The sequence below is a fragment of the Aeromonas sp. 84A genome, assembly GCF_051919345.1.
GTDB classification, from domain to species: Bacteria; Pseudomonadota; Gammaproteobacteria; order Enterobacterales; family Aeromonadaceae; genus Aeromonas; species Aeromonas veronii.
In genome coordinates this window covers 813,474-826,495 of record NZ_JBQBEW010000001.1, presented here as the reverse complement: position 1 = coordinate 826,495, position 13,022 = coordinate 813,474, and the positions used below count along the sequence as shown (strand labels likewise).

General features: G+C 62.6%; 11 protein-coding genes and 4 tRNA genes. 5 read left to right on the top strand and 10 right to left on the bottom strand.

Annotation, left to right across the window (positions count from 1 at the left end; translation table 11 throughout):
• Positions 1-166 precede the first annotated feature (166 nt).
• The 6 genes from ACTG20_RS03955 to plsY all read right to left on the bottom strand — a co-directional run bounded on the left by ACTG20_RS03955 (position 167) and on the right by plsY (position 2,521).
• Entirely contained in the window at positions 167-1,339 is a 1,173-nt protein-coding gene (locus ACTG20_RS03955; protein ID WP_005355060.1) for a CD0519/CD1768 family membrane protein, read from the bottom strand.
• A 105-nt stretch (positions 1,340-1,444) separates the two neighbouring features.
• Positions 1,445-1,520 (bottom strand) — tRNA-Asn (locus tag ACTG20_RS03950).
• 8 nt (positions 1,521-1,528) lie between these two features.
• Positions 1,529-1,604: transfer RNA gene (locus tag ACTG20_RS03945), tRNA-Phe, on the bottom strand.
• A 3-nt stretch (positions 1,605-1,607) separates the two neighbouring features.
• Positions 1,608-1,683: transfer RNA gene (locus ACTG20_RS03940), tRNA-Thr, on the bottom strand.
• 52 nt (positions 1,684-1,735) lie between these two features.
• Positions 1,736-1,811, bottom strand: a tRNA-Phe gene (locus ACTG20_RS03935).
• 47 nt (positions 1,812-1,858) lie between these two features.
• Complete coding sequence (gene plsY / locus ACTG20_RS03930) at positions 1,859-2,521, bottom strand: glycerol-3-phosphate 1-O-acyltransferase PlsY (protein WP_194495575.1); 663 nt, start codon at positions 2,519-2,521, stop codon at positions 1,859-1,861.
• Positions 2,522-2,678: 157 nt separating this feature from the next.
• Between plsY and folB the strand changes: the two genes are divergently transcribed.
• The 3 genes from folB to ACTG20_RS03915 all read left to right on the top strand — a co-directional run bounded on the left by folB (position 2,679) and on the right by ACTG20_RS03915 (position 4,174).
• Complete coding sequence (gene folB / locus ACTG20_RS03925; protein ID WP_040068960.1) at positions 2,679-3,050, top strand: dihydroneopterin aldolase; 372 nt, start codon at positions 2,679-2,681, stop codon at positions 3,048-3,050.
• Complete coding sequence (folK, locus tag ACTG20_RS03920) at positions 3,050-3,559, top strand: 2-amino-4-hydroxy-6-hydroxymethyldihydropteridine diphosphokinase (protein WP_194495576.1); 510 nt, start codon at positions 3,050-3,052, stop codon at positions 3,557-3,559. Before folB ends, folK begins: the two co-directional genes overlap by 1 nt.
• 126 nt (positions 3,560-3,685) lie before the next feature.
• A complete protein-coding gene (locus tag ACTG20_RS03915) occupies positions 3,686-4,174 on the top strand; it encodes a YbaK/EbsC family protein (protein WP_021231262.1) in 489 nt (162 codons plus the stop codon).
• Here ACTG20_RS03915 and mdtD read toward each other — a convergent pair.
• Positions 4,146-5,561: a multidrug transporter subunit MdtD gene (gene mdtD, locus ACTG20_RS03910; protein ID WP_194495577.1), complete on the bottom strand. Its 1,416-nt coding sequence runs from the start codon at positions 5,559-5,561 to the stop codon at positions 4,146-4,148. The two genes, ACTG20_RS03915 and mdtD, sit on opposite strands and share 29 nt — an antisense overlap.
• A gap of 11 nt (positions 5,562-5,572) precedes the next feature.
• Positions 5,573-6,181 carry a TetR/AcrR family transcriptional regulator gene (locus ACTG20_RS03905; protein ID WP_157161853.1) on the bottom strand — a complete coding sequence of 203 codons (609 nt, stop codon included), beginning with the start codon at positions 6,179-6,181 and terminating at the stop codon, positions 5,573-5,575.
• A 90-nt stretch (positions 6,182-6,271) separates the two neighbouring features.
• Here ACTG20_RS03905 and ACTG20_RS03900 point away from each other — a divergent pair, with 90 nt between their 5' ends.
• Both ACTG20_RS03900 and ACTG20_RS03895 read left to right on the top strand, forming a co-directional pair.
• Entirely contained in the window at positions 6,272-7,372 is a 1,101-nt protein-coding gene (locus tag ACTG20_RS03900; RefSeq protein ID WP_439987476.1) for an efflux RND transporter periplasmic adaptor subunit, read from the top strand.
• Complete coding sequence (locus tag ACTG20_RS03895) at positions 7,369-10,476, top strand: efflux RND transporter permease subunit (RefSeq protein ID WP_439987475.1); 3,108 nt, start codon at positions 7,369-7,371, stop codon at positions 10,474-10,476. The genes ACTG20_RS03900 and ACTG20_RS03895 overlap by 4 nt, the downstream gene beginning before the upstream one ends.
• Here ACTG20_RS03895 and ACTG20_RS03890 read toward each other — a convergent pair.
• Together ACTG20_RS03890 and ACTG20_RS03885 are read right to left on the bottom strand one after the other, a co-directional pair.
• A complete protein-coding gene (locus tag ACTG20_RS03890; RefSeq protein WP_439987474.1) occupies positions 10,461-11,588 on the bottom strand; it encodes a CobW family GTP-binding protein in 1,128 nt (375 codons plus the stop codon). The two genes, ACTG20_RS03895 and ACTG20_RS03890, sit on opposite strands and share 16 nt — an antisense overlap.
• A gap of 9 nt (positions 11,589-11,597) precedes the next feature.
• Positions 11,598-12,992: a D-arabinono-1,4-lactone oxidase gene (locus ACTG20_RS03885; RefSeq protein WP_439987472.1), complete on the bottom strand. Its 1,395-nt coding sequence runs from the start codon at positions 12,990-12,992 to the stop codon at positions 11,598-11,600.
• Positions 12,993-13,022: the final 30 nt, after the last annotated feature.

The window sequence follows — 13,022 nt, the reverse complement described above, 5'->3', positions numbered from 1 at the left end:
GATGGCACCAACAGAGTAAAACCTGACAAAAGCACCGCAGCGATCAGGCACCGAATAACGACCTGCGGGCTTACTAATCGAGCGGTGATCCGCCCACAAGGCGTGACCAATAGAAATGAAAAGAGGCTCCAAAGAGCCTCTTTTTGTTTCCGTGTCTGAACCCGACTCAGCCCAGTAGCAGATAGAGCTGGTGCGCTGCCACACCAGCGCACAGGCCGCCGATGGTGTGGGCGACGATGGCGCGGGAGGTGAGATGGCGATAACCGAGGGCATCGAGCATGGCAGTGTGGGTGCTCAGGAAGCCACTCCAGCACATCCCCATGGCGGTAAACACCGCGACCTCGTTGCCGGTGATCCACCCTTTGGCGATAAAGGGGGGCACCAGCGACATGGCGGCACCGACCGCCCCGAGGGAGGTAGCCGGGAAGGCAACCAGCTCCGGCTGCTGGAAGCCAAACAGCAGGTCAAACAGCCAGCTCACCTTGGCGGCCAGCACCGGCAGCAGGGCAACCCCCTGAAACGCTTCGCCAGTGTACCCCTTGTCGCCGGGGCCGAAGGTGAGCAGCATCACGAAGGTACTGATGATCAGCACCCCGGGGATCACCGCCATCCCCAGCTCCACACCGGATTTGCCGCCATCGAGCAGAGAGTTGAGGATCCGCAGCCAGCCGGGAGCAGCCTCTTTGGTCACCCCTACCTTTCGGCCGTCGGACGATACCGCGTCATCGTTCAGCACTTCCCCCACCAGTGGGCGGATCATCCGCTGCATCAGTCGGGTAGAGACCACCGAGCCCACCAGAGCACCGAGCAGCCCGATCAGCGCCGCGCTGGCGGTGGATTCACCGCTCGGCAGTTGCAGGGTGGCCATAAAGGTCACCACGATCAGCCCCATGCCGAAGGCGGTGCCGAAGTTGGTGAGCGACACCAGTTGCCACGGAGTGAAGCCTTTGCGAAAGCGGCTGTCCTTGGCGAGGCTGATCACCGCCGGGTTGTCGGAGAAGAAGGTCATCAGGGCCGCCAGGGCGGTGCGACCGGGCAGGCGAAACACCGGCTTCATCAGCGGGGCCAGCAGCACCTCCAGCAGGCGGATCACCCCGAACTCGCTCAAGAGCTGGCTCAGGGCACCGGAGAGCACCGTGATCCCCATGATAAAGAGCACAGTATTGAGCAGCAGCTGGTGGGCGGTATTGAACAGGGTGTTGACCATGGCAGAGAGGCCCATCTGGCTGCCGAGGTAACCGAACAGGCTGCCGAGAATAAGCAGCACCAGCACGGGTTCCATCCAGTTCCGAATGGCGGCAAGTCGCCCCTTTGACTCTATAACTACATGATTTTCCATATCTATCCTGCGGTTCATCTGTGCGTGTGTGGTTGTTTTTATGGTTAAAAAATGGCTGCGCCAAATAGAAAAAAGCCCTTGTCTTGCGACAAGGGCTTTTTGAATTGGCTCCTCCTACTGGACTTGAACCAGTGACATACGGATTAACAGTCCGCCGTTCTACCGACTGAACTAAGGAGGAATTGTAATTGGTGCCCAGAGACGGAATCGAACCGCCGACACGGGGATTTTCAATCCCCTGCTCTACCGACTGAGCTATCTGGGCAAATGGTGCCGGCTACCGGAATCGAACTGGTGACCTACTGATTACAAGTCAGTTGCTCTACCTACTGAGCTAAGCCGGCACACTTTAAACCATTGTGCATGAACAAATTTTTTATTTCATGGCACCAAAATTGGTGCCCAGAGACGGAATCGAACCGCCGACACGGGGATTTTCAATCCCCTGCTCTACCGACTGAGCTATCTGGGCGTGGGCGCTATTAAACGGATTTTAAGGCGGATGGTCAACGGGAAATTTCACTTTTTGTCTCGTTCGTCTCTTTTTTGCGCAACATCGTCCATTTCTGCCACTTCTTCGGCACAGGCCGCGCCTTTTCGCCCCCAGACTCTGGGTTCCTCCCCCTTGAGCAGGCGGGAGATGTTCTCGTGATGGCGGATCAGAATGAGGCAGGAGAGCAGGGAGACTGGCAGGGTATATTCGGGTTTGAGCAGGTAGGTAAAGAGCGGCGTCAGCAGCACGGTAATGATGGAGGCCAGCGAGGAGTAGCCGCTCACCAGCAGCACCAGCAGCCAGGTGCCAATCACGGCGCCCCCCATGGTAAAGCCGATGGGCATCATGGTCCCCAGCGCCGTCGCCACCCCTTTGCCACCACGAAAATGAAAGAAGATGGGGTACATATGGCCGAGACAGGCGGCGACCCCGATAAAGCCGAGGTAGACGGGTTTGATCTGCAGATACCAGGCGAGATAGACAGGCACAGTGCCCTTGAGCACATCGAGCAGCAGCACCACCAGCGCCGCCATCCGGCCACCGAGGCGCAGCACATTGGTTGCCCCCGGATTGTGGGAGCCATGATCCCGCGGGTCGGGCAGACCGGTGCTGCGGGAGACCAGCACAGCACTGGATAGTGAACCACCCAGGTAGGCCAGAATAATCATCAAAATCGTCAGGGCCGTCATCTTGGTCGTTTTTACCACGATATGAATGGGGTATGATGCGGGCCACATACGCTGGCATGGGCCCATGCCCACCCAGAGCGCCTCGGCAAGCCTGTTGCCCGGCCAGCATCCCTGCGCTGTCATCACAGCCCATCAAGAGTAAAGAAGAAGTACAGTCATGGACAAGGTGTTTATTCGCGGACTCGAAGTTTTGACCACCATAGGTGTATATGAGTGGGAGAAGGGCATTCGCCAAAAGCTCCGTTTTGACCTCGAGATGGGGTTCGACAACCGCCCCGCAGCAGCAACCGACGACATCAATCTGGCACTGGATTATGCCGACCTCTCCAACAAGATTTGCGAGCATGTCAGCGGCAAGGTGGTCGAGCTGGTCGAGACCATGGCCGAGCAGGTCGCCATGCTGGTTCTTACCGACGAGCGGGTACAGTGGGTCAAGGTGACCCTCACCAAGCCGGGCGCCGTGCCCAATGCCGCCGGGGTCGGCGTCGAGATCCTGCGCCATCGCACGCCGGCCGCGAGCAGCAACTGATGACCACTATCTATATCAGCCTGGGCTCCAACATCGAGCGGGATCGCCATATCCGCGCCGGGCTCGATGCCCTGCACGCCGAATTTGGCGAGTTGCGGGTCTCCCGGGTATTCGAGAGCGAAGCGGTCGGCTTCAACGGCCGCCCCTTCTACAACCTGGTGGCGGCTGCCGAGACCGATCTGCCGCTGGCCACCGTTTGCCAGCGACTGCGGGCCATGGAGTTCGCCCACGGCCGCGAGCCGGATGCCAAGAAGTTCGCCCCGCGCACCCTGGATCTCGACCTGCTGCTCTATGGCGATCTGGTCTGTGACACCCCGCTGGTGCTGCCGCGCGGTGAAGTGCTCACCAACGCCTTCGTGCTGTGGCCGCTGGCCGAACTGGCCCCCAAACTGCGCCACCCCGTCGATGGCCGCTCCATGGGCGAGCTGTGGCAAGCCTATGACAAGGCCTCCCAGCAACTGTGCCCCATTCCCTTTCACTGGGAAGCGTGCGAATTGCAGCATCACTGATCCACAAGGGCGCCTCACGGCGCCCTTGTTGTTTGCACGGACAGGGTTGCTTATCACGGATAAGAAAGTGTCATTGGGCCTGACCCTGCGAGGCTGGCAGGATAGCGCCCACTACAGGAGAACCCCATGCCACTCGATACCATTCACCACTTCAACTGCCAGCTGCTGGCCGAACTGCCCCACCAGCGCTATGAGCATGAACCCATTCTCGACTACGCCACCGATGAAAAGGTCAAGGCCCGCCTCGGCTGGCAGGCGGAGTTCAGCAAGACCCTGTTTCTCAAGTTCAAGGATGGCCGCTTCGCCCTGCTGCTGACCCACAGGGACGGGCGGCTCGACAACAAGGCGGTCAAGGCCGCACTCGGTGCCAAGCCCTCCATCTGCACCGCCGAAGAGATGCAGGCGGAGATTGGCTGCCTGCCGGGGGCGGTCTGCCCCTTCCTGCCCCGCGCCGATATTCCGCTACTGGTGGATCCGCAACTGCTCAACCACACCGCCTTCACCTGGACTCCGGGCCACCCGGAGCAAACCTTTCTGCTGGCGACCGAGCATCTGGCCGAAGTGCTGGCGCAGCTCCCCTGCCAAGTCAGCTATCTGCCCGCGCCGACGGCGTAGCCCCATCGCGCGCCAGTTGGGCGAAGATCAGCGCCGCCAGCATGGAGAGCAGCCCGACACAGAGGTAGGTAAGGTGGAACCCGGCCAGCCACTGGCCCTCGGCCGCTAAGGTGCCCGCTGAGGTACCCGCCGAGAAGAGCCCGAGCAGGCTGGCGGCAATCGCCACCCCCAAGCTCATGGAGAGCTGCATCACCACCGAGAGCAGGCCATTGCCGCTACTGGCCAGGGTCGGGCTGAGATCTTGCAGCGTGAGAGTGTTCATGGCGGAGAACTGCAGCGAGTTGATGGCGCCGAAGATCGCCAGCCAGCCCAGCAAGACCCCGTAGGGGAGCTGGTTGTCGATAAAGTAGAAGCTGGCGATCATCGCCCCCAGCAACAGGGTGTTGCCGATCAAAATGCGGCGATAGCCCACCTTCGGAATAAGCTTGTTCACCAGCGTCTTGGTCAGCATGGCGCCAATCACGGTGGGGATCATGGTCATCCCCGCCTTGCTCGGCGAGAAACCGAGCCCCAGCTGCAAAAACAGCGGGGTGAGGAACGGCATGGCGCCGCTGCCGAGGCGGGCAAACAGGTTGCCCCAGATGCCGATGGCAAAGGTGGCGGTCTTGAACAGGTTCAGGCTAAAGAGCGGCTGCGGTGCATTGGCGGCATAGAGCCAGTAGCTCGCCATCGCCGCCAAGCCGAAGATCAGTGCAAACAGCGCCCAACCGGTGGAGATGCTGTGCTCCCCCAGACCCTGCAAGCCGACCGACACCAGCACCATGCCGACGCTGAACATCACAAATCCCTGCCAGTCGAACCGGGCGGTCTGCTGCCGCAGCTCCGGCATAAAGTGCCAGCTGGCGATAAAGCCGAGCAACCCCACCGGCAGGTTGATGAGAAATACCCAGTGCCAGCTCGCCACTTCCACCAGCCAGCCACCGAGCGCTGGCCCCATCAGCGGGCCAAGCAGCCCCGGAATGGTGACAAACGACATCACCCGCAGCAGCTCGTGCTTGTCATAGACCCGCAGCACCGCCAACCGTCCCACCGGCATCAGCAGCGCACCGCCAATCCCCTGAAGCACCCGGGCGGCCACCAGCATGGAGAGCGAATTGGAGGCGGCACAGGCGAGCGAGCCCAACGTGAACAGCGAGATGGCGGCCAGATAGATGCGGCGGGTACCGAATCTGTCTGCCAGCCAGCCGGAGGCCGGGATCAGCAGCGCCACCGTCAGCATGTAGGCGATGATCACCGACTGCATCTGCAGCGGGCTCTCCCCCAAGGTCTCGGCCATGCTGGGCAGAGCGGTGTTGAGAATGGTGCCATCCAGCGCCTGCATAAAGAAACCGACCGCCGCCAGCAGGGGCAGCCACTTGCGCTGGGCATCTGTCACTGTGTGGCTCATAGCCACCTCCATTATTTTTGCGGGGGAGCAGCGGCGGTCAGGAAGAGATCGACACAACTCAGGGTCCAGGCATCCTGCTCGGCAGCGCTCTGGGTCAATGGCAGACCCAGCTCACGGAGCATTCGCTCCTTGCCCTGCCACATCAGCAACAGCTGCAAAGCGGCCTGTTCGCTGTCTTGATGGCACAGCAGGCCTTGCTGCTTCTGCTGCTCCAGCCAGTTGGACAGCATCTCGGTCACATAGAGCGGGCCCGCCTCGAAAAAAAGGGTGGCCAGCTGGGTATCGTTGCAGCTGATGCAGGTGCGAAAGATATTGATGGCATCATCGCTCAGGATCAACTTTCGAAAGCTGCGACCAAAGGCAATCAGACTCTCCCGCACATTGTTGCCACGCAACAATACCTCCGGCATCAACTCACTGCTGACGCACTTGCTGCCCACCGCTTCGGCAAACAGCGACTCCTTGTTGGCAAAATGGCTGTAGACCGTCTGCTTGGAGACGCCCGCTTCACTGGCCACCATGTCCATGCTGACCAGATGCAGACCGTGCTGACAGAAGAGCCGCCCGGCAGCATCGAGGATCGCAGCCCGCTTCTGCTGACTACGGGGTGAAATGTTCATTTTTCCTCCACAATCAAACTGGACAGTCTAGTTTCGAAAAACTAGACTCACCGGTGTGATTTGATGTTATGTCAACCAGAGGATGATGTCATGACACTTTGCTTAATCCTGCTGGCGCTGTTACTGAGTGGCTGCAGCCCGGTCACAGAGTCAGAAGAAACACCCGCCCTGACCCGGGTGATCGCCCAGCCGCTGCAAGCCAGCGATCACTACCCGGTACTGCACCGCTTCAATGGCCGGGTGATCGCTCCCGAGCACAGCCAGATAGGTTTCGAGCTGGCAGGGCGGATCGCCACCCTGCACAAGGGACGCGGAGAGCCGGTCGCGGCCGGCGAGCTGCTCGCCACACTGGATACCCGGCTGCTGGCAGTGGAAGCCAAAGAGCTGGCCGCCCGGGCCGCCCAGAACGAGGCCGAGCTGACCCTTGCCCGGCAGACGCTCGATCGACTCACCGCCCTGCGCCAGCAGCAGTTCAGCTCCCGTCAGGCGCTGGATGAACAGCAAGGCAAAGTCCGCATGCTGGAGGCAAGCGCCAACCAGCTGGCCGCCGCCCTCGAAGCCAACCGGGTCAAACAGGAGAAATCACAGCTGCGCGCCCCCTTCAACGGGATTGTGGTCAGCCGCGAGCAGGCATTGGGGGCTGTGGTGGCCGCAGGCCAGCCTCTCTTCTCCCTGACCCGCAGCGGCCAGTGGGAGGCCGATATCGGCGTGCCGGTGAAACAGGCCGAGTCCCTGATCGTCGGCCAACGCTACCCCCTGCAAAGCGGGGAGCAATCACTGGAGGGGCGCCTGCTTAATCTGGGGGTACAAGTGGACGGGCAGACCCACACCCGCACCGCCCGCTTCCAGCTGACCCGGGGCGGCGAACAACTGGCAGAGGGGCAACTAATCACCCTGCTGCATCAGACCCGCGAGCCCACCCACGCTTATGAGGTGCCGCTCACCGCACTGACCCAGGGATTGCGCGGCAGTTGGACCCTCTATCTGCTCAACGATGAAACACCACCCCGGGTGGTCAGTCGGGACGTCACCCTGCTGCAGCAAGATGGCGAACGAGCCTGGATCAGTGGAGCCCTGAACGGACAGGAACAGCTGGTGACCGATGGCCTGCATAAACTGGTGCCGGGCCAGCAGGTCACCCTGACAACCAGCGTGGATCATCAGGCAGGCCATCCGGAGCCACAGTCATGATCCGCCCGTTTATCGAGAATGGCCGCCTGCTGCTGTTGACGGTCGCGCTGCTGCTGACGGCCGCCCTTGCGGCATTGCAGACCCTGCCCAGAACCGAAGATCCCCAGCTCACCAGCCGTTTTGCCAGCGTGGTTACCCACTTCCCCGGGGCCAGCGCCGAGCGGGTGGAGGCGCTGGTGAGCGAGCCCATCGAGAACCGGCTGCGGGCCCAGAGCGAGATCAAGCTGATCGAGTCGAGCTCTCGCCCCGGTCTCTCCATCATCAATCTGGAGCTCAAGGATGAGGTCAGCGATGTCGAACCCGTCTGGTCCAGAGTCCGTGATCGGCTGGCAGATCTGGCCGCCGTGCTGCCAGCCGGCGCCAGTGCCCCCAAGCTGGATGACGAGAAGGGCTACCCCTTCACCCGGCTGGTCAATGTGGTCTGGCGCGGGCCGGGCCAGCCGCAGCTGGATCGCCTCGCCCGCTACAGCGCCGAGCTGGAACGCCGGGCTCGCCAGCTGCCGGGCACCGAATACGTCGAGCGGATCGGGGCACCGCAGGAGGAGATCGAGGTGCGGTTCGATCCCCTCGCCCTCAGTGCCAGCGGCATGAGTGGCGAACAGCTTGCCCAGGCGCTGAGCGGTGCCGATGCCAAAGTAGCCGCCGGGGAGTTGCAGGGCAGCCACAATCGCTTTCAGGTGGAGATCCGCGGCGCCCTCGATACCCTGGAGCGGATCCGCCAGATCCCGCTGCGCACCGGCGAGCAGGGCCAGACCCTGCGCCTTGGCGATCTGGCCGAGGTAAGACGTACCCTGCACCAGCCGGAGAGCCAGCTGGCCTTTGCCAATGGTGAGCGGGCCGTGGTGGTTGGCCTGCGCATGGCACAGGATCACCGCATCGACCTCTGGTCGGCACGGGTCGATACCATGCTGGCCCAGCTGCAACAGGACTTGCCGGATAATATCGGCCTCGTCACCAGCTTCGATCAGCAGCGTTATACCGATCAGCGGCTCGACACCCTGCTCATCAACATTGTGCAGGGCTTCCTCATCATAGTGGCTGTGCTGCTGGTGACCTTGGGAGTCAAGGCCGCCATTATCGTGGCCCTGTCGCTGCCGCTTACCGTAGCGTTCTCATTCGCCTGCATGAACCTGAGCAATCTGCCCATTCACCAGATGTCGGTCACCGGTCTGGTGGTGGCGCTCGGGATCATGGTGGACAACGCCATCGTCATGGCGGATCGGGTGCAGTATCAGCGCCGCCACGGCATGGCCATGAGTGCCGCCGCACTGGAAGCCATCGGCCACCTCTGGCTGCCACTGCTGGGCTCCACCCTCACCACCATGCTCGCCTTTATGCCGATCATTCTGATGCCGGGCCCGGCGGGCGAGTTTGTCGGCGGCATCGCCTGGGCGGTGATCTGTTCGCTGCTGGGATCCTACCTCATCGCCCACACCCTGGTGGCTGGCCTCGCAGCCCGCTGGATTGGCAGTGATCAGGGGGGGCGCTGGTATCAGGATGGCTTGCACCTGCCCCGGGTGAGCGCCCGTTTCCAGCAGAGCATCGCCATGGCGCTGGCTCACCCCTGGCGTACCCTGCTACTGGTCAGTCTGCTGCCCCTGCTCGGTTTCTGGGTGGCGGGCCGCCTCACCGAACAGTTCTTTCCCCCTGCCGACCGGGACATGCTCCACATCGAGGCCAGCCTCTCCCCACAGGCGAGCCTGGCGCGCACCCGCGAGCTGGCACTGGGTATCTCTGCCGAGCTGGCTAGCCTCCCCGAGCTGGTTCGCCAGGATTGGGTGGTGGGCGACAACGCCCCCAGCTTCTACTACAACCTGGTGCCCAGAAAACAGGGGCGGGCCGATTACGCCCAGGGGATGATCACCCTGCAGGATGCCGATGCCGCCGAACGGCTCATTCCACAACTGCAGCAGCGGCTCGATGCAACATTTCCCGAAGCGCAGATCCTAGTGCGCAAGCTGGAACAGGGGCCGCCTTTCAATGCCCCGGTCGAGCTGCGGCTGTTTGGCCCCGACCTTGAACAACTACACCGTCTGGGAGAGGAGCTGCGCAGTCTGCTCGCCAATACCCCGGCCGTGGTGCAGACCCGCGCCACCTTGCAGGCAGGGGCACCCAAACTCTGGTTGCAGGTCGATGAGGAGGCCGCCCGACTGGCAGGCATGAGCCTGACCGATGTGGCCTCCCGGCTGGCTGGCGCACTGGATGGCAGGTTGGGCGGCACTGTGCTGGAAGGCACCGAGTCAATCCCGGTTCGGGTGCGGCTGGCAGAGCCCTTGCGTCAGGATCCGGATGCGCTGCTCAATGTGCCGCTGTCGCTCACCGGCACCGGCCAGCAAGGGGCTGCCAATCTCACCTTGCGGGCACTGGCCACTCCCGAACTGCTGCCAAGCTGGGGGGAGATCAGCCGTCGGGATGGGGAGCGGGTCAATGTGCTGGAGGCCTATCTGGCGGTCGGCGTACTGCCGCAAACCGTGCTGGAGCAGGTCAAAGAGAGGCTGGCCGCCAAGGCGCTGGCGTTGCCGCCGGGCTATCGACTGGAGTTTGGCGGGGAAGCCGCCAAGCGGGATGAATCGGTGGGTAATCTGATGGCCCATGTCAGCCTGGTCGCCGTGCTGCTGGTGGCCGTGCTGGTGCTCAGCTTCAACTCGTTCCGGCTGGCAGGCATCGTCACCCTGGTGGCGATCCAGTCGGCGGGGCTCGGGCTGCTGTGGGTCTGGCTGCTAGGGTACCCCTTCGGGTTTACGGTGATCATCGCCCTGCTGGGGCTGATGGGGCTGGCCATCAACGCCGCCATCGTCATTCTGGCCGAGCTGAAGGCAGACCCGCTGGCACAGCAGGGCAATTTGCCGCAGATCCGCGATCTGGTGGCCGGTTGCAGCCGCCACATAGTCTCGACCACCATCACCACGGTGGGCGGCTTCATCCCGCTATTGCTGGGGGGCGGCGGCTTCTGGCCCCCCTTTGCCATCGCCATCGCCGGTGGCACAGCGCTGGCGACCCTGCTCTCGTTCTACTTTGTGCCGGTGGCGTTTGTGTTGTTCAACCGCCGCCATCCTGACCCGGTACAGGAGAGCTGCAACGCGCAAGATCAGTTGTCGGGCTGACCCAGCATGGCTTTGAGCCGCTCTTCCAGAGTGGGCTCGGGGGCCTTGAGGGTCGCCATAAAGAGCTGCTCGATACCGGCCTTGTCCTGACTCTTGACGATAAACACCAGTCGGGACTGGGCCTTGCCCTCCGGCCAGTCGCCCAGCGCCTGCAGCGGATAGAGCTGGCCGTGGACGCCGTGGATCACCACCGGCTGGCTCTCCCCTTCCAGCTGCAAGATCCCCTTGAGGCGCAGCAGGGCATCGCCGTATTGGGCCTGCACCGCATCAATGGCGGCCAGCAGCCGGGAGGGTTTTAGCGGCTCACCGATACGCAGGGAGAAACTCTCGATGCTGCCGTGCTCGAAGTGGGTGGGCGCTGCTGTGCCCACCTTGGCGGCGAACGGTTGCATCTTCGGCTGCATCGGTGACGCCAGCCCCTGCTTGGGGGATTCGGTGCGCAGCCAGGCCAGCAGCTGGCGCACATCGCGCCCCGCCGCTTCGTTGTAGGCGCCGAGCTTCTCCAGCACCGCTGGCGACAGTTCACCATTGGTCACCCGCTGGAGCGGGGCCGCCGGATTGAGGGCCGCCAGCTGGGCTTCGACCCGTGCCAGCTGTTCGCCATCCACCAGATCCCCCTTGCTCACCACCAGCAGATCCGCCAGCGCCACCTGTTTCACCGCTTCATATTGAGCCGCCAACTGCTGCTCGATATGGCCGGCGTCTACCACGGTGACGGTGCCATCGAAGCGGTAGCGCTGGGCGATAAAGCCCTCTTCGCGCAGGGTAAAGAGCACGGGGGCCGGATCGGCGAGGCCAGTGGTCTCGATAATCAGCCGCTTGAACGGTTTGATCTTGCGCTGGATGGCCTTCATAAACAGCCCCTGCAACGCCTCCACCAGAGAGCCCTGCACCGAGCAACAGATGCAGCCGGAGTCGAGCAGCATCACCTGCTCATCCACCTGTTGCACCAGATGGTGATCCAGCCCCACCGAGCCGAACTCGTTGATCAGCACCGCGCACTCGCCAAGCTCGGGCTGCTTGACCCAGTGGTTGAGCAAGGTGGTCTTGCCGCTACCGAGAAAGCCGGTCAGCAGGGTCACTGGGATACGGGTATCTTGCATATCGGTCATGTCAGATCCTTACCGGTTGGCAAACAGGTCGCTGAGCCAGCGGTTTTCAAAGCGGCCATGGGGGTCGAGCTCGGCTTTCAACGCCACGAAGTCGTTCCAGCGCGGCAGCAGGGCCGGGAAGTCATACAGATCCATCGCCAGATGCTTGCCGAAATGGGGAATGCCGCCGAGCGGCGCCAGCAGTTGTTGCAGCTCGCGCATCTGCTCCATGGAGCCGTTGACGAAGGTGCCGTCCGCCGCCAGATAGACCAGAAAACCGATCCAGCAGACCGGCTGGCCGTAAGCGGCACTTAGCCAGGCCTCGGAGGGGCCGGTGCAGCGCAGGATAAAGGGGTAGTGCAACACGCCCGGATTGGCCTGCTGCCACGCTTGCAGAGTCTCCAGCGCCTCGTTCATGCGATGGAGCGGCACCGCCACCTCGCAGTTGATTTGGGGCGCCGGGATCCCCTTGCAGAGGATCTGGTAGACGTTGCCCACCAGATCGGAGGCATCCTTGAAGCGGCGCACCGTCTCGAAGTGCTCGCCGGCCAGCGCCTCATCCTTGGTATCTTTCGCCATTTTCTGCAAAGTTGCATCAATGGTGGCGTTCATGCGGGCGTCGATATCGCCATCCAACAGTAGCGGCTCGCTGCCGCCAGCGCGATAGCGGGCCACCTCCTCATCGGAGGCGGGATCTACCAGCCAGATATGGCTCTCGCCGGTCCAGGCAAACCACCAGCTCTTCACAAAGCCATGCTCGCGGTTGAGCCGTTCGTTGTGTTCCAGCAGGAAGGGATAGTCGGTGGTGAACTTGGTGCAGCGCATGATGCGGTTGGGCACGGTACGCAGGGTGACGTCGAGCAGGATGCCGAGCATCCCCATCCCCATCACGAAGGCACCGAAGCGCGGATCGGTGCGATCCACCCGGATGATGTCGCCATTGGCCAGCATCACCGTCAGGGCCTCCACCGCATCGCACAGGGCGGACTGGTGCAGCCCCTGGCCGTGGGTGCCGGTGCTGAGGGCGCCGCCCAGGGTCTGAATGCCGATAACCCCAGGGGAAGCCGGCAGCATCCGCTCCATGGCGATCAGCTCGGCATAGACGGTATCGAGCGGCGTACCCGTCTGATAGGTCACGGTATCGGCCGTTTTGGCCAGCTGGCCGCGCAGGTGGTGCAAGTCCACCAGCAGTGCCTGACTGCCCTCGGCATAGACGCTGTGGATGGGTTCGAAGGAGAGGCCGGAGCCGATAAGGCGCAGCTTGCGCTCGGGGTGTTCCCGCAGCAGCATTTGCAACTCGTCGCGGCTTTTCGGGCGCCACACCTGATCCAGCGCCCCGAGGGGATTGGTTCTCGACCAGTTGAACAGCACCTCCCGATTACCGATCGCCTTGATGCTGTGAAATGCCTGGAACTGAACCGTCATACCGCGCCTCATCTTTTACTGACGTCAAAA